23 protein-coding genes are annotated in these 25,162 nt (G+C 43.8%); 13 read left to right on the forward strand and 10 right to left on the reverse strand.

The annotated features are described in order from the left end of the window. Positions 1–21: 21 nt before the first annotated feature. On the reverse strand, positions 22–948 hold the full coding sequence (locus MHB38_RS02015) for a DMT family transporter (RefSeq protein WP_341002205.1): 927 nt from the start codon (positions 946–948) through the stop codon (positions 22–24). A 131-nt stretch (positions 949–1,079) separates the two neighbouring features. On the opposite strand from MHB38_RS02015, the gene MHB38_RS02020 reads away from it, so the two are divergent. After that, positions 1,080–2,417, forward strand: a complete 1,338-nt coding sequence (locus MHB38_RS02020; protein WP_025206733.1) for an aminotransferase-like domain-containing protein — start codon at positions 1,080–1,082, stop codon at positions 2,415–2,417. Here MHB38_RS02020 and MHB38_RS02025 read toward each other — a convergent pair. Further along, positions 2,404–3,105, reverse strand: a complete 702-nt coding sequence (locus MHB38_RS02025; RefSeq protein ID WP_025206734.1) for a 4'-phosphopantetheinyl transferase family protein — start codon at positions 3,103–3,105, stop codon at positions 2,404–2,406. The two genes, MHB38_RS02020 and MHB38_RS02025, sit on opposite strands and share 14 nt — an antisense overlap. 143 nt (positions 3,106–3,248) lie before the next feature. Between MHB38_RS02025 and MHB38_RS02030 the strand changes: the two genes are divergently transcribed. After that, positions 3,249–4,109: an effector binding domain-containing protein gene (locus tag MHB38_RS02030; RefSeq protein ID WP_048001287.1), complete on the forward strand. Its 861-nt coding sequence runs from the start codon at positions 3,249–3,251 to the stop codon at positions 4,107–4,109. A gap of 25 nt (positions 4,110–4,134) precedes the next feature. Here the strand turns inward: MHB38_RS02030 and MHB38_RS02035 are convergent, their stop codons facing one another. The 5 genes from MHB38_RS02035 to tcyA form a co-directional block, all read right to left on the reverse strand. Beyond that, entirely contained in the window at positions 4,135–4,725 is a 591-nt protein-coding gene (locus MHB38_RS02035; protein ID WP_017358533.1) for a hypothetical protein, read from the reverse strand. A gap of 85 nt (positions 4,726–4,810) precedes the next feature. Beyond that, positions 4,811–5,455 carry a YczE/YyaS/YitT family protein gene (locus tag MHB38_RS02040; RefSeq protein WP_048001285.1) on the reverse strand — a complete coding sequence of 215 codons (645 nt, stop codon included), beginning with the start codon at positions 5,453–5,455 and terminating at the stop codon, positions 4,811–4,813. A 142-nt stretch (positions 5,456–5,597) separates the two neighbouring features. Next, complete coding sequence (locus MHB38_RS02045; protein ID WP_007498183.1) at positions 5,598–6,341, reverse strand: amino acid ABC transporter ATP-binding protein; 744 nt, start codon at positions 6,339–6,341, stop codon at positions 5,598–5,600. Positions 6,342–6,354: 13 nt separating this feature from the next. Then, positions 6,355–7,047, reverse strand: coding sequence for an amino acid ABC transporter permease (locus MHB38_RS02050; RefSeq protein WP_035390475.1), 693 nt, complete (start codon positions 7,045–7,047; stop codon positions 6,355–6,357). Next, positions 7,034–7,849: a cystine ABC transporter substrate-binding lipoprotein TcyA gene (gene tcyA, locus MHB38_RS02055; protein WP_007498178.1), complete on the reverse strand. Its 816-nt coding sequence runs from the start codon at positions 7,847–7,849 to the stop codon at positions 7,034–7,036. The genes MHB38_RS02050 and tcyA overlap by 14 nt, the downstream gene beginning before the upstream one ends. A 313-nt stretch (positions 7,850–8,162) precedes the next feature. Between tcyA and MHB38_RS02060 the strand changes: the two genes are divergently transcribed. Continuing rightward, positions 8,163–9,596, forward strand: a complete 1,434-nt coding sequence (locus MHB38_RS02060; protein ID WP_008347282.1) for an amino acid permease — start codon at positions 8,163–8,165, stop codon at positions 9,594–9,596. Positions 9,597–9,640: 44 nt separating this feature from the next. Here MHB38_RS02060 and MHB38_RS02065 read toward each other — a convergent pair whose 3' ends face one another. Beyond that, positions 9,641–11,134: a peptide MFS transporter gene (locus tag MHB38_RS02065; protein WP_156060968.1), complete on the reverse strand. Its 1,494-nt coding sequence runs from the start codon at positions 11,132–11,134 to the stop codon at positions 9,641–9,643. A gap of 263 nt (positions 11,135–11,397) precedes the next feature. Here MHB38_RS02065 and MHB38_RS02070 point away from each other — a divergent pair, with 263 nt between their 5' ends. The 10 genes from MHB38_RS02070 to MHB38_RS02115 all read left to right on the forward strand — a co-directional run bounded on the left by MHB38_RS02070 (position 11,398) and on the right by MHB38_RS02115 (position 22,539). Then, entirely contained in the window at positions 11,398–13,182 is a 1,785-nt protein-coding gene (locus MHB38_RS02070; RefSeq protein ID WP_341002211.1) for a right-handed parallel beta-helix repeat-containing protein, read from the forward strand. A gap of 198 nt (positions 13,183–13,380) precedes the next feature. Continuing rightward, positions 13,381–14,706 carry an LLM class flavin-dependent oxidoreductase gene (locus MHB38_RS02075; protein WP_060832081.1) on the forward strand — a complete coding sequence of 442 codons (1,326 nt, stop codon included), beginning with the start codon at positions 13,381–13,383 and terminating at the stop codon, positions 14,704–14,706. 17 nt (positions 14,707–14,723) lie between these two features. After that, positions 14,724–15,227 carry a GNAT family N-acetyltransferase gene (locus tag MHB38_RS02080; protein WP_007498165.1) on the forward strand — a complete coding sequence of 168 codons (504 nt, stop codon included), beginning with the start codon at positions 14,724–14,726 and terminating at the stop codon, positions 15,225–15,227. A 22-nt stretch (positions 15,228–15,249) separates the two neighbouring features. Next, positions 15,250–16,044, forward strand: coding sequence for an amino acid ABC transporter substrate-binding protein (locus tag MHB38_RS02085; RefSeq protein WP_008347268.1), 795 nt, complete (start codon positions 15,250–15,252; stop codon positions 16,042–16,044). 24 nt (positions 16,045–16,068) lie between these two features. Then, entirely contained in the window at positions 16,069–16,743 is a 675-nt protein-coding gene (locus MHB38_RS02090) for an amino acid ABC transporter permease (protein WP_007498163.1), read from the forward strand. Positions 16,744–16,755: 12 nt separating this feature from the next. Next, positions 16,756–17,502: an amino acid ABC transporter ATP-binding protein gene (locus tag MHB38_RS02095; protein WP_008347264.1), complete on the forward strand. Its 747-nt coding sequence runs from the start codon at positions 16,756–16,758 to the stop codon at positions 17,500–17,502. 33 nt (positions 17,503–17,535) lie between these two features. Then, the gene (locus MHB38_RS02100; RefSeq protein ID WP_050826945.1) at positions 17,536–18,693 is read left to right on the forward strand and encodes an amidohydrolase; all 1,158 of its coding nucleotides are present in this window, start codon (positions 17,536–17,538) and stop codon (positions 18,691–18,693) included. Next, positions 18,684–20,018: an MmgE/PrpD family protein gene (locus MHB38_RS02105; RefSeq protein ID WP_341002215.1), complete on the forward strand. Its 1,335-nt coding sequence runs from the start codon at positions 18,684–18,686 to the stop codon at positions 20,016–20,018. Before MHB38_RS02100 ends, MHB38_RS02105 begins: the two co-directional genes overlap by 10 nt. A gap of 408 nt (positions 20,019–20,426) precedes the next feature. Beyond that, complete coding sequence (locus MHB38_RS02110) at positions 20,427–21,122, forward strand: response regulator transcription factor (protein ID WP_017358523.1); 696 nt, start codon at positions 20,427–20,429, stop codon at positions 21,120–21,122. Further along, complete coding sequence (locus MHB38_RS02115) at positions 21,112–22,539, forward strand: sensor histidine kinase (RefSeq protein ID WP_007498154.1); 1,428 nt, start codon at positions 21,112–21,114, stop codon at positions 22,537–22,539. Before MHB38_RS02110 ends, MHB38_RS02115 begins: the two co-directional genes overlap by 11 nt. A gap of 186 nt (positions 22,540–22,725) precedes the next feature. Here the strand turns inward: MHB38_RS02115 and MHB38_RS02120 are convergent, their stop codons facing one another. Both MHB38_RS02120 and MHB38_RS02125 read right to left on the reverse strand, forming a co-directional pair. Beyond that, positions 22,726–23,571: a GAF domain-containing protein gene (locus tag MHB38_RS02120; protein ID WP_025206746.1), complete on the reverse strand. Its 846-nt coding sequence runs from the start codon at positions 23,569–23,571 to the stop codon at positions 22,726–22,728. Positions 23,572–23,723: 152 nt separating this feature from the next. After that, on the reverse strand, positions 23,724–25,100 hold the full coding sequence (locus tag MHB38_RS02125) for an aspartate kinase (protein ID WP_341002218.1): 1,377 nt from the start codon (positions 25,098–25,100) through the stop codon (positions 23,724–23,726). Between the last annotated feature and the right edge of the window lie 62 nt (positions 25,101–25,162).

The raw sequence follows: 25,162 nt of genomic DNA on the forward strand, positions 1-25,162 counted from the left end.
TGGTTTTGTTGTTAGTTTTGTCTAGTTCTTCTGTGTTGAATTCCCCTTCCTCACCACATTCCCGCCAATCACTCCGCCAATGACGAGCACAGCTCCGATGAGGTGAACCATATCAATCGTTTCATGTAAAATAAGCACGCCAGCGGCAATGGTAATGAAAGCAGAAAGATTGTTAAAGATACTCACCTTTGCTGCTTCAAGGTTGGAAAGAGCATAGTTTGATAAATACGCTGTGAGCAGTGATGAGAGAATGCCTAAAAACAGCATAGACCATACAAAGGATGGCTGCGTAAACGGACTGAAAAACTGCGGTAGTGTAGCATGTACCGAGTGCCGAATGAGAGCAGCAGCATTAAAGAAGACAAATCCAAAGAATGTCATCACGAAAGTCAGTTCAATGACATGGAATCGCCGTGTCATCACTCTGGCAAATACGCTATAGGCACTGGATGATAAGGCTGAAAGTAAGATCAGCACATAACCAATGAGATGAGAATGTTTCACATCAATTCCCTTCACCACAAAGAGGAGCATCACCCCGGACACAGAAAGAATGGTAAACAGCACCTGAATCGAGGTAGGACGTTCCTTTAAACACCATGCTGCAAGCACCATTGTCAAAATAGGGATGGTCGCCTGAATAATGCCGGCCTCTGATGAAGAGGTAAACATCAGCCCCCACACTTGAAATGCAAAAAACAACACAGGATAAAGCAAGGAAAATGGCACAATGTAAATGAGATCACGCCATTGAATGGAAAAACGGTACTTTTTTCGTAAAAATGGAAATAACAAAAGAGCCGCTGCAAAAGAAACAGTAAATCGGTGTGCCAATACATCAATTGGATTCGCTGATGCTAAAGCCACTTTGACAAACAAGAATGAAAAACCAATTATACAGGCGTATGCGATCGAAGCAGCATACGCTTTTTGTTTTGACATATCCATCAGATTTCTCCTTACACGAGCATGCATGCTTCAGTTGAATTGACCGGTTCTGTCTTTTTATCGTAAACGGATCAAGTAAAGTGTACAATAAGAGTTATTGATATCTGTACCGGTACAAGGAGGGTAGTGCTGTGAGGAAATATGATCACCTTGTGTTGAATATAAAAAACAAAATCGAGAGCGGTGAATACAATGCTGGAATGAAAATCCCATCCATTCGTCACTTAGCGGCTCAATATGCTGTGAGCAAAAGCACTGTCATAAAAGCACTAGATACATTAGAGCGTGAACACTTGCTGTACTCTGTAGAAAGAAGTGGCTATTTTGTCGTGAAAACCAATCAGTCAGCCGTTAAGAAGGGCAGCACATGGATTGATTTTGCTTCCTCTGCGCCTGATCCCATTGTGTTTCCGTATGTCGATTTTCAGCACTGCATCAATCAAGCGATTGATCTGTATCAAAATGATTTATTTATCTATGGCACCACCAATGGATTACCATCTTTACTGCCAATCATTTCAAAGCGTTTAACGGATTATCAAGTGTTTGCCTCTCCAGAACAGATCGTCATGACTTCTGGTATTCAGCTGGCTTTATCGATTTTAAGCACCATCCCGTTTCCAAATGGAAAACAGACCATATTGGTCGAACAGCCAGGCTATCACCTATTCCTCCAATACTTAGAGAAAAACCAGCTGCCTGTCCGGGGGATTCAGCGGACGAAAAAAGGACTCGATCTTCAGGAATTGGAGCGTATCTTCCGGGAGGAGGATATTCGCTTTTTCTATACGATGCCAAGATTTCAAAACCCGCTTGGAACGAGTCTGTCGAAACAAGAAAAAATAGCGATTGCAGCCCTTGCCGAAGCATATGATGTCTACATCGTTGAAGACGATTATTTGGCTGATTTAGAATTCGATACAAAAAGAGACCCGATCTATTCATATGATCAGGCGGGGAAGGTCATTTATTTAAAAAGCTTCTCAAAAATCATTTTTCCAGGGCTTAGAACAGGTGCTGTCGTCTTACCAAACGAGCTGATTGGCCCCTTCAGTGAACATAAACGGCTGATTGATATCGACAGCTCGATGCTGTCGCAGGCTGCTTTAGAAATATATTTGAAAAGCGGGATGTTTGAGCGTCATAGAGAAAGGATGCAGGCGACCTATAGAGCTCGATCCAAACAACTTGTGGCCTGTTTGAAAAATGATCAAGGCGCTTATGCGCTGGGAGAAGAGGAGCCAGCTACCCATACTCACGTTCGTGTCGACCGGTCCATTCCGATGAATCAGCTTATTCAGCAGCTAAAAAAGGCTTCTGTGATGGTTCAGCCGATTGACCGCCATTTTATTTCTACTTATCAAAAGGAGCCTATACTTCAGCTGAACATTTGGCATGTAAAAGAAGAGGAAATCGCACGAGGCGTCGATTTGCTAAAGTCATCACTTCAACAAATCACACGTTATTAAGGCGAGACAGCATATTCTCACAAGTGAGTATCTCGACGTGCTCAGCCGCAGCGGGTTTTCTTGTACAAACTGCCATTTGGTAGGCAGGATTAAGTGAATATGTTTGGACAACGCAAGGGGCTTCGTGATCAGGTAATCTCAAAGTAGCCTGTCCATCCTCTGACAAGCGAGCGGTAAAGGATGAAAGACCATAGGATATTCCCTTCCCTGTCAGCTTGATAAAAGCCTCCTTCATGGACCATAAATGAAAGAAATAGGCTTCCTGCCGTTCTGCCGGCTGTGAGAGTAAATCTTGATATTCGTCAGCTGAAAAAAATCGTTTGGCAATGGCTAAATCAATCGGTTTAATCTCTTCAATATCAATGCCAACAGGCGCATCATCTACTGCGCCCACGACCCAATCACCAGAGTGAGAAAGATTAAAATGAAAAGAAGGAATTTGCCGGACAACAGGCTTTCCATTCCCTTCTGTTTCAAAAATGATCTGTTCCATAGGCAGTGCGTACATCTCATGAATGATGTGACGAATCAGTACCTCACCTAAAAGCGTTCTTCTTGCATCGATCAAAAAACGAAAGCGCTCAGCGGCGGCGCGTTTTTCAAGTGACACAAAAGGCTTCAGCTGTTCTATTTGTTTTCGTGCATTTTTATCATCTAAAGGTTGTAATTGAATAGCGAAAATCTTCATAACGGACCTCAATTTTTTACATTTATTGTACCATTGGATGAACACATGCAAAAGAGAAACAGACATCCTGTTCAATGAAAGCACAAAATGACAGGAAGGTGCGGGCGGTTCTCGATATAGTGGAAAAGGAAGGAGAGGGAAAAATGATTCACTTGATCATGGATAGTATCAATTATATGGAAGAGAGGCTGGATCAGCCTTTGCAGATCGAAGAAGTGGCAGAGGCCGCCTGTATGTCTAAATTTCATTATCAGCGGCTATTCCATATGCTGACGGGAATTGCAGTAGCAGAATATATTCGCAAAAGACGATTAACCCTTGCGGCAGAAGAATTCATGACCAAGCAAGTGAAAGTCATTGATGCGGCGGTGAAGTATGGCTATGAAACCCCAGAGTCGTTTGCGAAAGCCTTCAAGCGGCATCACGGATATACACCGGCAGCAGTGAAAACAGGCGAGTATACAGTGAAAGCCTACCCCCGTCTCTCCTTCGAACTTCAAATAAAAGGAGTCGAACCGATGCATTATCGAATTGTGGAAAAGGATTCATTTTTAATCATGGGCAGAAGACTAAAGACAACAACAAAGAATAGCCAAAACAAACAGGATATTCCCGCCTTTTGGAAGCGTGTCAATCAAGAAGGATGGACGGATTCACTGGCTCATGCAGCTGGAGAACTCGGATATATCGGTGTATGTGCGCATTTTGATGAAACGCTTGAAACATTTGACTATATCATTGGAATTGAGCAAGGTGAGGAAGAACCAGATTCGACCATGACAGTCGAACAGATTCCGGCCAGTACGTGGGCTGTATTTCAGGCAAAAGGGCCTGTCGAAACCGCTGTGCATTCAACATGGACACGTATTTTCACAGAATGGTTTCCTGCCTCAGGATATGAGCATGCTGGGGGAATGGAGATGGAAACGTATCCTTTAGATGGAGAGATAAATTCTCCAGATCATGTGACATTGATTTGGATTCCAATCCGTAAACAATCATAAAAAAGGCAGCGTATCTCGCTGCTTTTTATCCTTGTGTGAGGACGTGAACACCGTTTGGATCGGTCGTATTCATCCCATGAGAATCTATCATCTTCACTTCAAGTAAAGAGAGACGTTCTCCCTTTTTCCAATGAATAGGTTGTGTCAAACCGTCCAGCAACTGATCGACCGTAGGTGTATGAGTCAAATCAGGTACTGCGATCGTCATCTCGGCAATTGCTTCTTCACCAGTTTCAATCACATCTGTCCGCCGCTGCAATTCAAGCCTTAAGCGCATCGGTGTAGAAAGAAACGTTCTTCGCTCCCCAGTCTGGATTGCCCAGTTTCTCTTTTGCGCTTGTACCAGCAGCTGATCATATTCATCATCAGTCACTAGAAAGCCGATGTGATCAAAAAGGACTTTTTTACTATAACCAAATGTGATATTGATCTGTCCCTTTCTCATCTCAATGATTCGGAAAGAGGGCTTCTTCTCTCTAAAATCATCCCATGTCTGCGGAGGGGGAAAGGAACCTTCCTTTGCGAAACGTCCCTTTACTTCAAAGCCTAATGAGGTGTACGCCTTCTCTGTCTCCTCAACAAATGGTGTCCAGTAATGATAATGGAAAAGCTGCATCAGAGGATCATCTCCTGTTTTAAGAATATTGCGTCTATTTAGTTTAGCACAAAACAAGCCATTCATTTAGTAGAATGGCTTGTTCTTATCGGGTAAGGGTCTGAACAGGTTTCTCCGCTGTTTTTGTAATGAGCAGTTGCAAGAGCCGTGTCGATTGTGGCAATGAAAAGCGAAGGACGAGTCCGGTAAAGATGGCCGTCAGAATCGTTCCAATGCCAATCGGGCCGCCGAGCATCCATGCAAATAGGAGCACGGTTAACTCAATACCATTTCGAACCCACTGCACGTTCAGCCCCGTTTTTGCTGAGATGAGCAACATTAATGAATCCCTTGGCCCAGCGCCAAGGTTGGCTGAGACATAAATGCCAACGCCATACCCAGACACAATCACGCCCGTAATAAACACATATAAAGCAGGTAAATACCCATGTGGTGCAGGTAATACTGCATTAAAGAAATCAATAAACACGCCGATCAGCACCATATTGAGCAGGGCGCCGATCTTTGGAAAAGATTTCGTGAAAACAGATGTCAGTGTCACAATCAGTGCACCAATAATGATCGACCATTGTCCAATGGTTAAACCAAAATGCTGAAACAGTCCATAATGAAAAGCGTCCCACGGACCAATGCCAAGGATCTTTCCCTTCACTGTCAGCGATAGTCCAAAAGCAAGTACAACCAATCCAACAAAATAAAAAAACCAACGTAAAAGATGTTCCCGCTTCAAAAGCTTTCCCTTCTTTCTTAAACACTCGATTTCAATCGTAACATACTCGCACGCCCCTTTAAATGGCTTTGCTTAATGTAATCGCTTACTTTGAAAGAGGTAAAAAAAGGCTGTTCTCACATGATGAGAACAGCCTTTTTGATCACACTGGATTCAAAATCCGGTTTAAGAATTGTTTTGTTCGTTCTTCCTTTGGTCGTTTGAAGATTTCTTCCGGAGGACCTTGTTCGACGATGACGCCGCCATCAATAAAAATCACTTCGTCCGCCACTTCTTGGGCAAACTTGATTTCATGTGTGACAACCGCCATCGTCCAGCCTTCTTTCGCTAAATCCTTCATGACCTTTAAGACTTCCCCGACAAGCTCAGGATCAAGCGCAGAGGTTGGTTCATCAAAAAGCATAAGCTCTGGCTGAATGGCAAGTGCACGGGCAATGCCGACACGCTGCTTTTGACCGCCTGACAGCTGGAAGGGATACAAATCTTTTTTATCCTCAAGTCCTACCTTTTGCAGAAGCTGAATCGCTTCTTTTCGCACCGCTTCTTTCGGACGGCGCTGGACTTGGACTGGACCTTCCATCACATTCTCAAGAACAGTGCGATGTGGGAACAGATGATAATCTTGAAACACCATGCCTGACTTCCGGCGAAGCTTGAGCAAATCAGCTTGTTTATTTTTTTTAGAAAAATCAATCGAGAAATCATCGAAGGTAAAGGAGCCGGCATTTGGAATTTCAAGTGCATTTAAACAGCGAAGCATCGTTGTTTTTCCTGAACCTGATGGACCAAGAATCGCCACAACCTGTCCTTTGTTGATCGTAAAATCAATCGACTTTAAAATCTCATTTTCACCAAAGGATTTGTTTAAGCCTTTGACTGTTAGCATGTCCGTTCCCTCCTTACCTTGCGACATATCGATCAAGTCGTTTTTCAATTTGGTGTTGAACGAGCGATAGAATGAAGCAGAATACCCAATAGATCAGGGCTGCTTCCATATAAATAAATAAAATTTGATCCAAGTTCGCCGCAGCAATTTCCTGTGATTTACGGAACATCTCTGCCACGAGGATTTGGGAGGCAAGCGATGTATCTTTCACCAAACTAATGAATGAATTAGACAGCGGCGGAATCGATACACGCACTGCCTGCGGTAAAATCACGCGGATGAGCGTTTTGCGATGGGTCATCCCAATTGAATAACCAGCTTCCCATTGTCCTTTAGGAACAGACAGGACGGATGCACGGATAATCTCTGACGCATACGCACCTACGTTTAATGAAAAAGCAATAATGGCACTTGGATATGGATCCAGTGTGATATTAAATGTCGGAAAGAAATAGAAAATAATAAACAATTGCACAAAAAGCGGCGTTCCGCGAACGGCCGACACATAGATGGAGAAAATCCATCTGAGGGCTTTGATTTTAGACATTCTAGCAAGAGCTGTCACAAGCGCGATAAAAAGACCAATAATGAAGGCAATGATGGCAAGGGGGATTGTATAATAAATCCCCTGCATCACCATTGGCCAAAAAGATTGCTGAAGAAGATCCCAAGGAATGACGACTCCTAGGGTATTACTTTGTAACATCTTCACCAAACCATTTCTTAGAAATCTTAGCGAGTGTACCGTCTTTCTTCATTTCTTTTAATGCGCCATTCACTTTGTCAACGACTTCGCCGCTGCCTTTTCTGAAGGCAAAATACGTTTCTTGTGGATCTCCTGTTTCAAATGCAACTTTTAGGTTTTTGTTACCGCTTGTTTTCAAGTAATTCAAGACAGCTAATTTATCATTGAACGTCAAATCAGCACGCCCTTGCTGAATCAATTGAATGGATTGTGCAAGACCTTCAACCCCTTCAATTTTAGCGCCAGCATCTGTAGCTAATTTGTTATAGTTACTTGTTAATGATTGTGCTGCTTTTTTGCCTTTCACATCAGAAAGTTTCTTGATGTCATTGTTATCTGATTTTGTCACAACAATGGCTTGAGACGTTGTGTACTTATCAGAGAAATCATATTGATTTTCACGTCCAGTTTTACCAACTTGGTTCGCTACCACATCAAAACGTTTAGAATTCAGACCAGCAAACATGCTGTCCCATTGTGTTTCTTTGAATTCTGGTTTTAAGTCAAGACGTTTTGCGACTTCTGTGATGACCTCGACATCATAGCCAGTTAATTTATCTGTTTTTTTGTCATGGAAGGTGAAAGGAGCATATGTACCTTCTGTACCGATGGTTAATACGCCTTTATCCTGAATGGATTTCCAAAGATCACCTGATTCCTTAGACCCAGATTGTTTATTTGCGCTGTCGTTTGCAGCTGATCCGCATGCCGTGATCAATGCAACACAAGCGCCTAAAATAATGGCAAAGAACATTTTTTTCATTTTATTCCCCACTTTTCTTGTTGGTATTTACAACATATGATCTTACAGAGAAGCAACCTAAAAGTAAAGCATTTGAAACTAGCTTGAGCGAATCTCACCAACTTTATGCCCGCAACCCATTTCTTTCAAACCTAAAAAGTCATTCATCTTATTTGTGCGAACATTACTAAAATAAAGACTTTGAGACAGTGACCATAGAAGGAAGCATATTTATTATAAAAGATGTATAATTAGTAGGTTGTTTTGAAAATGGAATAATCACATGGAGACATGTTTTGATAACAGAACATCTTAGAAGAAGGAGGGCATCATTGTGGATGTTGGACAAAATCAGCCCGAACAATTGAAAAGGGCGATGACCTCCCGCCATTTATTTATGATTTCTCTTGGCGGTGTCATTGGGACAGGCTTTTTCCTTGGAACGGGCTATACGATTGGACAAGCAGGGCCAGTTGGAGCTGTTCTTTCCTATATTGTGGGCGGATTGATTATGTATTTAACCATGCTGTGTTTGGGAGAGCTGTCAGTCGCGCTTCCTGTGTCGGGTTCGTTTCATACGTATGCGACGAAATTTGTGAGTCCTGCAGCAGGATTTGCTGTTGGCTGGATTTATTGGCTTGGCTGGGCAGCCACCGTGGCGCTGGAATTTTTATCAGCAGGGCAGCTGATGAGACGCTGGCTTCCACAAGTGGATGTGTGGATTTGGTGTCTCATATTTGGGCTGTGTTTGTTCTTATTAAATGCCAGGTCAGCGAAAGCGTTCGGGGAGTCGGAGTTTTTCTTTTCAACCATTAAGATTGTTGCCATCTTACTATTTATTGGCGTAGGCGGAGCGGCGATGTTTGGTTTTATTCAAACGACGAGCGGGGAACCAGCTCCTTACTTTAGTCATTTTGTGAGTGACGGTCTGTTTCCGAATGGCTTGCTCGCAGTAGTCGTCACGATGATCACGGTGAATTTTTCGTTTCAAGGAACGGAGCTGATCGGGATTGCGGCAGGAGAAAGTGAAAATCCAGAGAAAACCGTGCCTCGATCGATTCATCAGACGGTTTGGCGCACACTTGTCTTTTTCGTTTTATCTATTTTTGTCTTAGCGGGTATGGTGCCTTGGAAAGAAGCGAGTGTGCTGCAAAGCCCATTTGTCACTGTGTTTGAGAGAACGGGCATTCCTTATGCGGCAGATATCATGAACTTTGTCATTATCATTGCTTTATTATCTGTGGCGAACTCTGGCCTATATGCCTCTACGAGAATGCTGTACTCTTTGTCGAAGGAAGGAATGGCAGGCAAGGCGTTTAGACGAGTCAATCAGCGGGGCATCCCGATGAATGCCTTACTGCTCACTTTCCTGTTTACAGGTATTTCGTTATTATCAGGATTCTTTGCAGAGAAAACCGTTTTTGCTTGGATCGTGTCTATTGCAGGCATGAGTGCCCAAACCGGCTGGATTACGATTACATTATCACAGCTGCTTTTCCGCAGAAGATATTTGAAAGCAGGCGGAAAGCTGGAAAACCTAAAATTTAAAACCCCTCTTTATCCGGTACTGCCGATCATTGCGATCACGCTGAACTCGATTGTGCTAATCAGTCTTGCCTTTGATGCCGAGCAGCGGATTGGGCTGTATGTCGGCGTACCGCTCATGATCATTGGATATGTTGTCTATCACCGCTATGTGAAAAAACATCAGGTGAAAAGTGAACCGCTCCAGTTGCAAATTCACGGAGATGATGAGATTCGGTTTTAATTCAAAAAAAGAAGCCTTCCCATTGAGGAGGCTTCTTTTTCAATTTAATGCACGCCTTTCATCGCTTTCTTAATCACCGGTGTAAGCAGAAGCATAGCGCCACATAAAACAATAGCGAGCATGCCGATGATCCCGAAATAGACGGTTTCTGGTACTTTATCAAACAGTTTGACCACTTGTGCATTGATCGCCTGTGCCATTGCATTTGAAAGGAACCAAAGGCTCATCGTTTGCGCTGAGAAGGCAGCAGGTGCCAGTTTTGTTGTCGCTGACAGCCCAACTGGTGATAAGCAAAGTTCTCCGATGACGACAAGGAAGAAGCTGAGAACGAGCCATAATGGACTAACAAGTGTATTCGGTCCAGACATGTAAGCAGGAATGATCATGATGATAAAGGATAATCCTGCGAACAGAAGCCCAAGTGAAAATTTAATCGGGGTAGACGGCTGTTTCTTACCGAGTCTGACCCATAACCAAGCAAATACTGGTGACAGGAGCACAATAAAGATTGGGTTCAATGATTGGAACCAAGAAGAGGCTAATGTCATGCCAAGGAAATTCAAGTTTGTTCGCTGATCTGCATATGTGGCTAAAATATTTGAGCCTTGTTCTTGAATGGCCCAGAACATCACCGCAGCTAGAAACAATGGAATATAAGCGAGTACCCTCGACTGCTCCACTGCACTCGTTTTTTGACTAAAATACATCACAATAAAATAAACAATTGGAATCAGCACACCAAGGACACTGACAAACCAAGTGAATAGATTAATCGTGAGCGCTCCTGTTTGAATGCCGATGACAGCAAAAACAGCAAGTACAATCACGATCAATGTACCGAAAATTTTGAAGTTCTTGCGTTCAGTAGCTGATAGTGGATTTGTGACATAAGTGCCGGCAAGTCCAAGATTCGGCTTTTTCGTGATGACAAACGTAATCAGTCCAACAAGCATACCAACGGCAGCGAGTGAGAAACCAAGGTGGAAATTCACTTTTTGACCGAGTGTTCCGACAATTAATGGGGCAATAAAACCACCCATATTGATCCCCATATAGAAAATACTGAATCCAGAATCCCTGCGAGGGTCTGTTTTTGTATACAGGTCACCGACTATGTTTGATACGTTCGGCTTTAGGAGACCTGTCCCAATAATAATCAGCCCCATACTAATAAAGAGCGCTGTTGCACCGCTAGGTAGTGCCAAAATGACATGACCAAGCATAATGAATACCCCGCCATAAAAGACCGTACTGGACGAACCAAATACTCGGTCGGCAAGCCATCCGCCAATAATGCCTGACATATAGACAAGCGCACCATAGACAGACATGATCGAATTAGCGGTTGTCTGGTCGAAGCCAAGACCGCCTTTTGTCACCTCTGTGTACATATAATAAATAAGCAGTGCACGCATGCCATAATAAGAAAAACGCTCCCAAAATTCAGTGAAAAACAGTGTGTAAAGTCCTTTAGGATGTCCAAAAAACCCTTTTTGAGGAACACTTTTAACAATTTTATCGTGGTCAATTGTAGACATGGCATAGATCCTTTCTTAAAAAAAGAGATATGAGAAAAATGATATTCTTGTATAGTTCTTGTGTCAATATAAAACTATTCTAAAACAGGAAAATGTTAGTTCAATAGGCGTAAAGACTCAAAAAAATGAAAAATTCGCTCAAGTGAAAATCATCGGAAAGTTATTCCAGAAGAATTTATATAAAATTTGAAATATCGTACAAGCAAACCTTTTCCACATGCATAGGATGACAAGAGGACATGTGTAAAAAGGAGGGGTTTTCATTGGGGGATGTAAATGAATCTGATCTGAAGAAACCCATTGTCAATGTATTAGACTTTGGCGTGATTGCTGACGGGAAAACGGACTGTACAGCGAAACTGAACGAATGCCTGGAATGGACAAAAGCACAGGGCTACTCCCACGTCTGGCTGCCGAGTGGAACGTATCTAATAGATGCGGTGTACAGGGGGGATCAATTTTTTCCTTTTCGTCATGCCGGCATACGAGTGCCAAGTCATATTTGTATTGAGATGGCATCAGATGCCGTTATCAAAGTGAAACCAAATGATTCGTGGGGATATGCAGCCTTTTATATAGGAGAGGTAGAGCATGTGACCATTCGGGGCGGGCGGATTGAAGGCGACCGTGATGAGCATGTGTACAAGGCACTCCCGCCAGAAAGAAAAACACATGAATGGGGCTTCGGGGTGTGTATTGAAGGTGCTTCCCATGTGAATATCGATCGTGTTCAAATCAACAATTGTACGGGAGACGGCATCATTGTCAGTCCGCACGGTTTATTGACCCATATCGAATCGTACTCGCCTGCTTCGTCTATTCATATTTCTGGCTGCACCATCACTGATTCAAGGCGAAACAATATGTCTATTACAGGCTGTGATGGTGTCATTGTGGAAGACTGTTTGCTTGAAAGGGCAGGGGTAAACGGGGTCGAGCCAAAAATGGGCATTGATATTGAAGGATACGGAGAAAATGCGACCAACTTGGAGGAACCGCTGAATATTCAAATTCGAAACAACATAGTCAGAGGCGGCGCAGCCAGCTCTATCTATAATTTCAACGGCTATGGTGTGATCATTGAAGGCAATCAAACGGACAGCAGTATCTCCTATGGCTTCGCCACTGAAATGATCATTGCGAATAATTTGATTCGTGCAGTGGGAGGGGGCGTGACAAAAGCAGGGATTACGAGCTTAGGCGTGCCGCTTGATCAATCGGAAAACAATGTGATCATTATTGGCAATATGATTGAAGGATTTGAAAAGGGTATTGATGTGAGGGGAGACAGCGTGCACATCACAGGTAATAAAATCAGTCTTTTTGAAGATGCGGCTGTGTCTGTCTATATGGCCAATCGTATTTTAATAGAAGGAAACCATATTGAGTCAGGGACAAACACACGGCTTAGAAGTACATCGCTGCGTATTTATCAATCAGACAGCATTGTCTTTTCAAACAATACCGTCTACTCTGTCATCGATGCGGCGATGGTCAGAGGAACGAATATCTTAATTCAGTATAATCAATTCAAGGAATTCAGCCGAGGGATATGGGTGCAGGAGGGAGAAGCGGGGATCAACGGCAATCACTTTATTCAAGAAGGACATTCACAGCTCGCATCTTCGTATACAATCAGCGTGACAGGAAATGCAAAGGCTTTCATATGGCAGAATCGTTTTAAGCACTATCAAAACTATGCCGTCTACAGCAATACGACCGCTCCTTTAGAGATTAAAGACAATTCCTTTGAAGAAACGTCCTTATATGTGGTGATGTACATTAAAAATGGCTCACCCCAAATTGGTGATAACCGCTTTTATTTAAATCGTTCAATCGGACAGCCGACTGCCGTTTTTCTTGATGAGGTTGTCTCAGCACGTGTGCTGCGGAATAACATCATTAATCTCTCTCCTCAAAAAGCGATTGCCGTCCGCACCATATCTTCCACTCATTCGGTGATTGCCCATAATGTACTAGAGCGCAGTCAATTGATGACACACTCCACGGACCGGCTCATCGGAAATATTGAAATTGATCCACCGTAAACGCCTGTAAATCCCTTTTTTTGGAGGTTCAGAAGGCGGTTGACAATCATGTAAAAAGGGCATATAGTAATAATTATTTTTCATTTTTCGCAACATTTGCCCTTTTTTTATGGATAAAACCGATTAATTCAATCAGAAAAATGTATCTTGTAAAATAATCACTTGATACAAGGAAGATATAGAAAGGATGAAGAACAAGTGTCACAGCCGAAACGGAAGCTCAAGCTAGGCGTATTCATCGCGGGAACTGGACATCATGTCGCCTCTTGGAGACATCCGAAAGCAGTACCAGACGCAGCCATGAATCTTGATTACTTTAAACAATTAGCGAAAAAGGCCGAGGAAGGGAAGCTGGATTTGCTCTTTTTAGCCGACAGCTTATCAATTAATCATACATCTCATCCGAATGTATTAACGAGATTTGAACCGCTCACCCTGCTTTCTTCGATTGCAGAGTCTACCTCAACAATTGGTTTAGCAGCAACAGCATCAACTACATACAGTGAGCCATTCCATATTGCGAGACAGTTTGCCTCACTCGATCATTTATCAGGCGGACGAGCAGCATGGAATGTGGTCACATCTTCTATTGAAGAAACAGCGAAAAATTTTAGCGGAGAAGAGCATTTAGCACACCACAAACGATACGAACGAGCTGAAGAATTCGTCGATGTCGTCAAAGGTCTGTGGGATTCTTGGGAAGAGGACGCACTTGTAAGAAACCAAGAAACGGGAGAATTCTTTGAGTCTAGTAAGCTTCATGAGCTGCAGCACAAAGGTGAATTCTTCTCCGTACGGGGTCCGCTTAATGTATCACGCACCCCTCAAGGACAGCCAGTGATCATTCAAGCAGGGTCTTCTGAAGATGGTCAAAAGCTTGCGGCTAAAACGGCTGAGCTTATTTTTACGGCACAAAACGATCTCGACAAAGCGAAGGAATTTTACCAAAGCTTGAAGGGAAAAGTAGAGGCTGCTGGGCGAGCTAGAGAGGATGTCAGCATCATGCCGGGCATCTTCCCAATCATTGCCGATACTGTCGAAGAAGCAAAAGCGAAGTATGAAGAATTACAAGAGCTGATTGTTCCAGAGATCGGCCTTAGCATTTTACAAAACTACTTAGGGGGTATTGATCTTTCGCAGTATCCACTAGACGGACCGCTTCCAGAGATTGATCCAAGCGCGTCAAATGCCGTGAAAAGCCGTTTTGACCTTGTGATGAATATGGCGAGAAAGGACAACCTGACCATTCGCCAGCTCTACCAATCTGTTGCAGGGTCCCGTGGGCACCATATCTTCATTGGAACACCAGAGCAGCTAGCAGATGTGATGGAGACATGGCTCGTTGAGGAAGCAGCCGATGGTTTTAACGTGATGCCGCCATTATTGCCAGAAGGACTTGATGCCTTCGTAGACCGCGTCGTTCCGATCCTTCAGGAAAGAGGCCTGTTCAAAACAGAATACACAGGACAAACTTTACGAGAAAATCTCGGATTAAAACAGCCAAAAAATCGCTACACGACATAAAGGTGAGGTGACTAACGTTGGGATATACGTTTCGTCTGGCAACTGAGGATGATATAGAAGCGTTGCTTGAACTGACAACAAGAGCCTATGAGCCGATTCGTGAGCTCGGCATCCAGTTCCAAGCAGCACATGCAGATATCGCCCTCGTTCAGAAAAATGTACAAAAGAATCTTTGCTATGTAATGGAAGAAAACGGAGAGCTTCTCTCCACCTTATCACTCCGTATGCCTTGGGGAGAACAGCCAGGACCATTCGGCGTTCCGCATATATGGTGGTTTGCTTCAGAACCAGCGGCAAAAAAAGGCACAGGCTCAGCCTTGCTTGAGTGGGTTGAAACGGAAGTGCTAAGGGACACACTAAAGGTACCATATGTCTCTCTTGGGACAGCTGATAAGCATCCGTGGCTCATGGACATGTATGAGCGTAAAGGCTATGTCAGAGCAGGTGAAAAGGATCTAGGCAAAGGCCATATCACCATTTATTTTAAAAAACAATTACGATCAGATATTACACAACCATAAGAGGAAAGAAGGGTGTACGAACATGAAAAACAAAAAGTGGCTAGTTGTTTTATTTGCGGCAATGCTTGCGGTGTTAGCGGCATGCGGCGGGGGCAATCAGAGTGAAGGAAAAGATGAGAAAGTGCTTAAAGTGGGCGCTACAGGCCAAAGCTATCCATTTGCTTATAAAGAAAACGGCAAACTAGTAGGATTTGATGTCGAGGTCACAGAAGCCATTGCGAAAAAGCTAGGCTACAAACTAGACTGGCAGCTGAGTGAATTCAGCGGACTCATGGGCCAGCTGACATCTGGTAAGCTGGATACTGTATCAAACCAAGTTGCGATTACAGATGAGCGTAAACAAACGTTCAATTTTACAGATACGTATGCATACGCAGGAACACAAATCATTGTGAAGAAGGACAACAAGGACATTAAAGGACTTGACGACTTAAAAGGAAAAACGGTGGCGGCTGTTCTTGGCTCAAACCATGCCAAAAACCTAGAGAGCAAAGACCCAGACAAGAAAATCAACATCAAAACATATGAAACACAAGACGGTGTCTTAAATGAAGTTGCAAATGGCCGTGTAGATGCTTACGTCAACGGACGCAGTGTCTTGTTAGCTCAAATTGAAAAAACAGGACTTCCACTCAAAATCGTCGGCAACCCAATCGTATATGAAGAAGTCGGCTACCCATTTGCCAAAGATGAAAAGCACGACAAGTTAAGAGAAGAATTCAATAAAGCGATCAAAGAATTAAGAGAAGACGGAACACTGAAGAAATTGTCTGAGAAATATTTCAAAGACGATGTCACAGTGCCGATTAAAAAATAACAACAGCGGCGGTGAAAAGCAGACATGAATCACATTGATTGGCAGTATATGGTGACGGTTTTTCCAACCTTGATTCAATACTTGCCGATAACGATCTTCATGGCGATTGTCTCCATGGTATTTGCCATTATCATTGGTGTGGTATTCGCGCTTATAACGAAAAACCGGATACCTGTCTTATACCAATTTGCCAAGCTGTATATTTCTTTTTTCAGAGCGGTTCCAACTTTGGTTCAGCTCTTTCTCATTTATTTTGGTCTTCCGCAGCTATTCCCTGCGATGACCTCAATGGATGCCTTAACAGCGGTCATTATCGGTTTAAGTATTAAAAACTCAGCGTACTTAGCAGAAATTTTTAGAGCGGCTCTTAATTCAGTGGATGAAGGGCAGCTTGAGGCCTGTTTATCTGTCGGCATGACAAGATGGCAGTCTTACGTCAGAATTATTTTCCCGCAGGCCGTCAGAAATGCCATTCCAGCGACGGGGAATACCTTTATTGGTCTTTTAAAAGAAACATCGCTTGCCTTTACCATTGGGGTGGCAGAAATGTTTGCGCAAGGGAAAATGATTGCATCGGCCAACTATAAGTACTTTGAAACGTATTTAGCGGTTGGCATTGTGTATTGGGTGCTCACCATCATTTATAGTTTCCTGCAAGACCTATTTGAACGAAAAATCAGCAAACCTTACCGGAATTAAGGAGGTGTGGACATGATCAAGCTCACCAATTTGAAAAAATCATTCGGCGACCTTGTCGTCTTAGACGGAATTAATCTTGACGTGCAAAAAGGGCAGGTTGTGGCCATTATCGGACCTTCTGGCTCCGGTAAATCAACATTGCTGCGCTGTCTAAATCTATTAGAAACGCCAGATGAAGGTACGATTGAAATTGGCGATGCGAAGCTGAATGCGTCTAAATATACACGTAAAGAAGCCCATCACCTGCGTCAGCAAACGGCCATGGTGTTTCAAAACTATAATTTATTCAAAAACAAAACAGCCCTGCAAAACATTACAGAGTCACTGCTTGTGACGAAAAAAATGACAAAACAGCAGGCAAATGAGATCGGCATGGAGCTATTGAAACAAGTAGGGCTAGAACAAAAAGCTGACAGCTACCCGGTCACACTATCCGGTGGTCAGCAGCAGCGAATCGGGATTGCCCGAGCCTTAGCGGTTGATCCACATGCGATTCTGCTAGATGAACCAACATCAGCACTAGATCCAGAGCTTGTCTCAGGTGTGCTTCAAGTGATTAAATCCATTGCCATTCAAGAAACGACGATGATCATCGTGACACATGAAATGGCGTTTGCAAGAGAAGTAGCAGATCATGTGATTTTTATGGCAGATGGTCATATCATTGAGCAGGGAACGCCAACCGAACTATTTGACGAAACGAAGAATGAACGAACAAAACGATTTATCCAAAAAGAAGCAGCGGCTGAAGAAGCATAAGCTGCTTTTTACTCTTTAGAGGGGTGAGTATCAGTGAAATCATTAGGAAATCAAGCTTTAAACAAACGTTTAATTAACATACGCCGAGCGCTTCATGAGCATCCAGAGCTGGCATTTGAAGAATATGAAACGACCAAAAAACTACGAGGCTGGTTACAAGAGGAAGGGATCACAGTACTCAATTTCCCAGATCTTCAAACAGGAGTCGTTTGTGAAATCAAAGGAGAACAAGAGGGACCAACGATTGCTCTGAGAGCCGATATTGACGCACTTCCGATTGAAGAAGCATCTGGCGAACCATTTTCTTCAAAGATACAAGGGAAAATGCACGCATGCGGCCATGATTTCCATACCGCTTCGATTTTTGGTGCGGCCGTCCTATTAAACGAACGGAAACATGAGCTCAAGGGAACAGTCCGCATTTTGTTCCAGCCGGCTGAGGAAGTGGCGCAAGGAGCGAAACACGTCATAGAGGCAGGCGTCTTAAATGGAGTGGATGCGATATTTGGTATGCACAATAAACCTAACCTGCCAGTTGGCACCATCGGGATAAGAGAAAAAGCATTAATGGCGAGCGTCGATCGCTTTGAAATTGACATTCAAGGAACGGGTGGTCATGCTGGAATTCCAAATCACACAATTGATCCGATTGCCATCAGCGGTCAGATCACAAGCGCCCTACAGCAAATTGTCAGCCGCCGCATTAGTTCTTTGCATCATGCGGTTGTCAGCATCACACGTATTCAAGGCGGCACATCATGGAATGTGATACCTGATCGCGTCGAGATGGAAGGGACCGTTCGGACGTTTGAATCTGAAGTGAGAGCGATGATTCCAGATCTCATGAAACAAATCGTGAGCGGTATCGCAGAAGGGTTTGGCGCAAAGGCAGATGTGAAATGGCATCCGTATTTGCCTTCTGTGATGAATGACGAGCGTTTGACAAAGGTTGTGGAAGAAACGGCAGGAGCACTTGATCTCGCAGTAGTAGAGGCAGAGCAGTCACCAGGCGGAGAAGACTTTGCCCTTTACCAAGAACGCATTCCAGGCTTTTTTGTCTGGATGGGGACAAGCGGTACCGAGGAATGGCATCACCCTGCCTTTACGTTAAATGAAGAGGCACTCCCTGTTGCCGCTGCTTTCTTCTCCGAGCTTGCGGTTCGGGCGTTGGAGTCAAGAACATGGAACTAACGAAACAGCTCGCAGAGGAAGTGCTCTCTGCTGATCCGTTGCAAGATCAACAGGCCATTCAAATGGCTCGAAACGGTCTATTAGACGCTGCGGCAGCAGCGCTTGCTGCAAAAGAGGATGAAGGGATTCAGAAGCTCATGGCGCTGGTGGAACAAGAAGGCGGCGCGGCTCAAATTCCCGTCATTGGACAAGGGAAGAAGGTCAGCCGCCAAGCAGCAGCCATGCTAAATGGCTACCTGATTCACGCCCTTGATTATGATGATGTGCATTCTGATGTGAGAGGACACCCAAGTGCGGTGATCATTCCGGCCTTGCTTTCCCAGCTGACCAACGGGGAGGCATACGGTGATCGATTTCTAGCAGCCTACATTACTGGTGTCGAAGTGATGGCAAGGCTAGGTGAATCCATCGGCAAGTCGCATTATGAGCGGGGCTGGCATAATACCGGAACTCTCGGAGCCATTGCAGCGGTCTGTGCGATTGGTTATTTGAAACAAGTTTCACAGAAAGAGCTGGCGAAAGCGATCGGCTTTGCTGGTGCGCAATCAGCTGGAATGCGAAAGCAGTTTGGGACTGATATGAAACCATTGCAAGCTGGCCTCGCCGCTCAAACCGCCGTATGGTCCATGGATTTAGCTTGTTCAGGTTTTGGCGGGAGTGAATCGCTTCTAGATGGGGAGCTGGGCTTCTTTTCTCTCTATGGGGATCAGAAACTAGCGGAAAGACGTTTGCTAGAGGACTATGGCACTGCGTGGCGTATCGTGTCGCCAGGTCTATGGTTTAAAGTGTATCCGTTCTGTTCAGCGGCGCATCATGCAGCCGATGCGATCGAGTCATTAGTACAAGAACACTCTTCCTTACAGGGGAAGATCGAACAGGTCGACGTCATGTTTCCGCCTGGCGGAGATGCCGCACTCACGGAGCGGACACCTTTGACGGGAGAAGAGGGACGATTTAGTGTCGAGTATGTCATCGCACTAGCAGTGTTTGGACAACCTTTATCACTGGATGCTTTTACGAAAAAAACCATTTCACCAGAGCTGCGGGCATGGATGAAGCGGGTAAATAGAGTGTATGATCAAACGACACAACCCCATCCAGACGCAGTGCCAAAAGGACGATTTACGATTGTAAAGCTCAACTTATCTGACGGTACCACCATCAGCAAACGGGTCGATATCCCTCGGGGAGCACCAGGCTGTGCGTTATCGACAGAAGACATCATACAAAAATTAAGCAGCGTCACCAGCACATCACAGGCAAAGCAGCTTTTACAGGCGGTTGAAGAGGGGAATGACACTGCTTACTTGCAACTGCTGGCATGACAAGGAAAAGGGCTCATCAATCAGATGAGCTCAGCGTGTAGACAAACCCTCGCATTCGCCCGCAGTCCTGCGTGCTGGTGCTCACGAATGTCAAATTCGCTCCGCGCCAGTACTCGTCCTTCCTAGACTGCAAAGGTTTTCTATCACGCTGAAAAGAAGACAAAGGGCTAAAATCAAGTTCATTTTAGCCCTTTGTCAACAATTTGGGCTCATCAATCAGATGAGCTTTTTTTCATAACAAAAATCAATGCGGCTCACCTCGACACCCAGCTCCATCAAAAAGTATGAATAAAAGATGACCAAAGCATGATAAGTTCATGAAATCGTATCAATCCAATTGAGATTTGAGAAGGAACATGTAAAATAAAGCTACATAAAGAAAAACAAAGGCAACAGCGGAGGCTGATGATGAAAATATTAATGATTGAAGATAACCAGAGTGTTTGTACAATGACGGATATGTTTTTTCAACGAGAAGGATTTCAAGCGGAATTCGTCCATGATGGATTAGAAGGATTGAATCGATTTAAGCAAGAGGAGGATTGGGATCTGCTCATCTTAGATGTCATGCTTCCTTCAATGGATGGTCTGACCATTTGTCAAAAAGTACGCCAGATCAGTGATGTTCCGATTATTATGCTGACAGCAAAGGAAACGGAATCTGATCAGGTGCTGGGATTCGATCTTGGGGCAGATGATTATGTGACAAAACCCTTTAGTCCGCTCACCTTAATGGCAAGAATCAAAGCAGTGAAACGACGTTTTGCTCAAACAACATCTACTCAAGAAGGAGCGAAAGAGGGTGAACGGCTAGAGACCGAACATTTTCAGTTAGATAAAAAAACGAGAGAAGTGTTTCTAGAGGGGAAACGGATCGAAAATTTAACACCAAAGGAATACGATTTGCTGTGCTTTTTTATACAGCATCCTCGGCAAGTATTTTCACGAGAACAATTGCTTGAGCAAATTTGGGGATACCAATTTTATGGTGATGAACGAACGGTTGATGTTCATATTAAACGATTGCGCCAAAAAATCGGAGACGGGCCTAAGCCCTTTCTGTATACGGTATGGGGCGTAGGGTATAAGTTCGATGAAGATTAAATATTTTTACCAGTTGCTGATTAGTCACCTTGGGTTATTGCTCATTGCCATCATTATTATCAGCACCTTGATGTCTCATTTTGTGAAAGATATTGCTTATCAAAATAGGGTAGACGAAATGAGTTCGTATGGGAATGAAATTTTGGAGAATTTTAAACAATTGTCGAAAGCCGAGATGAACTTCCGTTTGCGTCCATTTGAAGACATTCTCTCGACGAGACAAATCCGTTTTTTCGTCTTTGATGAAAAAGGGACTGTGCTATCTCAGCAGCAAGAGATGCCGCCGCATGAAGCGTTACTCACAAAAGATTTGTGGGCCAAGCTCGCAAAAGGAGAAGAAATTATTGTCAAGCGAAGTGATTCACGCCGGCTTGATCAAGAAGCATCACTTGTGGCACTTCCTGTCATGGAAGACGGAAAGCTGAAGGGCGGGGTGGTGCTCATAGCTCCTATTCAAGGAGCAGAAGAGCTGATTGCTCAAATGAATCGGTATTTATATATCATCGTGTTTGTGGCATTGACGATTACCTTTATTCTCAGTCTGTTTCTGTCGAAGTTCCATGTGAATCGTATCAAAAAACTGAGAGAGGCAACTGAGAAAATTGCGCATGGTGACTACAACATTCATCTTGAAAACAAACACCTTGATGAAATTGGCACACTAGGTGAGGATTTTAATATGATGGCGAATCGTCTTCAACGGTCAAGAGAGGAAATTGACCGGCTCGAAAAGCGTAGGCGACAATTCATTGCGGATGTGTCTCACGAATTGAAAACACCGCTGACGACCATTCGAGGATTGGTCGAATGGCTGAATACTGCGGATGTGCCGGCAGAAGAGAAAGAGAAATGCTATGCGCTCATCACTGATGAAACAAAACGAATGCTTCGTCTCGTCAATGAAAATATGGATTATGAGAAAATCAGGTCGAATCAAATCACCCTTCAAAAATTTCACTATCCACTCATTGATACGTTTGAAGTGATTAAGGAGCAGCTGAGCCGAATGGCTGAAGAGAAAAACAATCAGCTCATGGTAGAGGTTCACCCTGAACAAAAGGTATACGCAGATTATGACCGGCTCATTCAAATCCTCGTCAACATCACAAAGAACGCCATTCAATTTACAGAAGGCGGCCGTATTTCTTTGAGAGGGAAAGAAGAGAATGGGGAAACGATCATTGAAGTAGAAGACACGGGAATCGGCATTGCACCTGAAGAAGTCAAACACATTTGGGAACGTTTTTATAAAGCGGATATTTCGAGAACGAATACACCATATGGAGAATACGGACTTGGCCTGTCGATTGTCAAGCAGCTTGTGGACTTGCACGACGGACAGATTGATTTAAAAAGCGAAAAACATAAGGGAACAACATTTATCATTCGTTTACCGCTACCACAGGAAAAGGGCTAAGCTCCGTTTAGCCTCAGCGTGTAGACAAACCCTCGCATTCGGTGTCAGTCCTGCGTGCCGGTGCTCACGAATGTGAAATTCGCTCCGCGCCGGTACTCGTCTTTCCTAGGGCTGCAAAGGTTTTCTATCACGCTGAAAAGAAGAAAAGGGCTAAACTCGGTTTAGCCCTTTTTGGTGTATCATCACTTATTCTGTTTTGGAGAACGTTAGGCCGATATGAGCAAGTGCCTGCGGTAAATCCTTACGAATGGTGATGTCTTTAAATGAAATATTCGATTGAATCGCATTTAGCGCAAGGTCTTGCTTTATTCCTGTTAAAACAGCTGAAATGCCTAAAAGTCTTAACGTTTGCGCATAGCTGACCAAGTATTGAATGCTTTGTTCATTGAGTCGTTTTGTCCCTGAAACATCAATGACCAAATGAGAGAGCGACAGCCTGTAGCTTTCCTGTAAAATGGTTTCTAAAATATGCTGCGCACGTGTCTCTTCGATATCACCAAGAAGAGGGAGCACGGCGACACCGTCAACAACAGGTACGATCGGTACAGATAATTGCTGAATCTGCCGATTGGCCTGGTCGAGTTCTAAGACGTAACTCAACAAAGATGCCATCGTTTCAAACATATGAACATGCTCTTCTGTAAATTGCTGCGGCCTTAGATCAAGTCCACAAATGGTTCCATAGTTCGTACCATCAGTAAAATCGATGGGAACCCCAATAAATGATCCGCCTTGCAGCTGTTTCGTGACGTCTAAGTTTTTCGAACGCTCGTCCAAGCGGATATCAGGGATCAACAGCGTATCGCGATGATCGACCGCCAGCTTGCAAAATGTCTTCTCGTAAGGATTTTCTTCCCCTTCTTCAAGAAGCTGCTCGTCTTGATTTAGCACTTTCACAATCTGATTGGTGTTTTGATCATTTTTAGCAATAAACAGTGTATTCACATGAATGAATTGACTCATCATGTTTAAAATACTTGTAGAAGCATCATGAAAATTGCGAAACTGTTTTAATAGTTGTTGACGAGGCATGGATTAGGACTCCTTGTAGCTCCGATCAATGGCCGGAACAATAGTTGATTTGTCTCTATCATACAAAATCAAACGAGAAATAGATATACTTTAATGCGCAAATCGTGCGAGATCAAAAAGACTGCCGATCCGGAGATCTGACAGTCTGCTGATTAAATGGAGACAGGCACCGTGGACATAGAGAAAAATTCCTCATATAAGGCTTGAACGGCTTCTTTTTCTTGAGCCGCTTTGACGCCAAACATCATGCTCACCTCTGAAGAGCCTTGGTTGATCATTTCAATATTCACTTTGGCTTTTGACAGCGCTTTTGCCGCTCTTGCTGTTGTACCAACATTATGACGCATCGCTTCTCCTACAACCATAATAAGCGAGAGGTTCCGCTCTAAAACCACTTCATCTGCATCAAGTACAAGCTTTAATCGGTCTAAAAGCTCTTGTTCAATCTGCTGCTCCTCCAGCTGATCCTGTCTTAAAATAATGTTCATATCATCAATGCCAGAAGGCACGTGTTCATACGTAAGTCCATATTCCTCTAACGTTTGCAACACCTTACGTCCAAAGCCCACTTCTCGGTTCATCAAATACTTGGAGATATAAATACTGCAAAATCCATTGTCTGACGCGATTCCCACAACAGGGCCATTCGTATGATCCCGTTGATTTACAATTTTCGTGCCTTTGGCCGTTGGATTATTGGTGTTCTTAATCTGAACAGGAATGCCTGCCCGAAAGGCTGGAATAAGTGCTTCATCATGAAATACAGAAAAACCCGCATAGGACAATTCACGCATTTCACGGTACGTCAGCTCTGTGATTTCCTTTGGTTCATGAACGATTGTTGGATTGACGGCATAGACTGCATCCACATCCGTAAAGTTTTCATACACATCTGCCTTCAGTCCGTTTGCCAAAATGGAACCGGTAATGTCTGATCCACTGCGGGAAAAAGTGACGATATCACCCGCTAGACTAAAACCGAAAAAGCCAGGGAACACAATGATGCCAGAGCGTTCTCTTAATTTGTACAAATGATCATACGATTCTGGAAGGACTTGCGCTTGACCAGGCTCGTCGCTGACAAATAGACCGGCTTCTTTTGGATTCACATAGTGGGCTTCGACGCCTTGATGCTGAAAGTAGGCTGCAATCAGCTTTGCGTTATTATCTTCACCGCTTGCTTTAATCGCATCAAGATAACGCTCAGGGTGAGAAGAATCAGCCTGTAATAACGTGTTTACATCTTGCCGGATGGTGTCAATAATGTCATGACCTAACCCCAGCTCATCCGCAATCGAGGCATATCGCTCGATGACAGCTTCTTGTAAATCGTGTGCTTCACCTAAACGTAAATATTGTTCACCGCAGCTAATTAATAGATCGGTGACCTTCGTATCCGTTGAATGCCGTTTTCCTGGTGCGGAAACAACGACTGCTTTTCGAGCTGGATCTGCTGTGACAATGTCAAATACCTTTTGCAGCTGCTTGCCAGAAGCAAGAGAACTGCCACCAAATTTAACGACCTTCAATGCATACATCTCCTATAGTAAAAATTTTCTCACAAATTGAATAGTTTCTATTATCAACTCTT

Source organism: Bacillus sp. FSL K6-3176 (genome assembly GCF_038003325.1).
GTDB classification, from domain to species: domain Bacteria; phylum Bacillota; class Bacilli; order Bacillales; family Bacillaceae; genus Bacillus; species Bacillus altitudinis.

Excerpts from the sequence above, each read along its gene's own strand:
- MHB38_RS02095 (WP_008347264.1), top strand. The coding sequence starts at position 16,756 with ATGATCAAGCTCACCAATTTGAAAAAATCATTCGGCGACCTTGTCGTC.
- MHB38_RS02045 (WP_007498183.1), bottom strand. The coding sequence starts at position 6,341 with ATGCTAACAGTCAAAGGCTTAAACAAATCCTTTGGTGAAAATGAGATT.
- MHB38_RS02015 (WP_341002205.1), bottom strand. The coding sequence starts at position 948 with ATGGATATGTCAAAACAAAAAGCGTATGCTGCTTCGATCGCATACGCC.
- MHB38_RS02120 (WP_025206746.1), bottom strand. The coding sequence starts at position 23,571 with ATGCCTCGTCAACAACTATTAAAACAGTTTCGCAATTTTCATGATGCT.
- MHB38_RS02115 (WP_007498154.1), top strand. The coding sequence starts at position 21,112 with ATGAAGATTAAATATTTTTACCAGTTGCTGATTAGTCACCTTGGGTTA.
- MHB38_RS02025 (WP_025206734.1), bottom strand. The coding sequence starts at position 3,105 with ATGAAGATTTTCGCTATTCAATTACAACCTTTAGATGATAAAAATGCA.
- MHB38_RS02085 (WP_008347268.1), top strand. The coding sequence starts at position 15,250 with ATGAAAAACAAAAAGTGGCTAGTTGTTTTATTTGCGGCAATGCTTGCG.
- MHB38_RS02035 (WP_017358533.1), bottom strand. The coding sequence starts at position 4,725 with ATGCAGCTTTTCCATTATCATTACTGGACACCATTTGTTGAGGAGACA.
- MHB38_RS02110 (WP_017358523.1), top strand. The coding sequence starts at position 20,427 with ATGAAAATATTAATGATTGAAGATAACCAGAGTGTTTGTACAATGACG.
- MHB38_RS02105 (WP_341002215.1), top strand. The coding sequence starts at position 18,684 with ATGGAACTAACGAAACAGCTCGCAGAGGAAGTGCTCTCTGCTGATCCG.
- MHB38_RS02030 (WP_048001287.1), top strand. The coding sequence starts at position 3,249 with ATGATTCACTTGATCATGGATAGTATCAATTATATGGAAGAGAGGCTG.
- tcyA (WP_007498178.1), bottom strand. The coding sequence starts at position 7,849 with ATGAAAAAAATGTTCTTTGCCATTATTTTAGGCGCTTGTGTTGCATTG.
- MHB38_RS02065 (WP_156060968.1), bottom strand. The coding sequence starts at position 11,134 with ATGTCTACAATTGACCACGATAAAATTGTTAAAAGTGTTCCTCAAAAA.
- MHB38_RS02090 (WP_007498163.1), top strand. The coding sequence starts at position 16,069 with ATGAATCACATTGATTGGCAGTATATGGTGACGGTTTTTCCAACCTTG.
- MHB38_RS02050 (WP_035390475.1), bottom strand. The coding sequence starts at position 7,047 with ATGTTACAAAGTAATACCCTAGGAGTCGTCATTCCTTGGGATCTTCTT.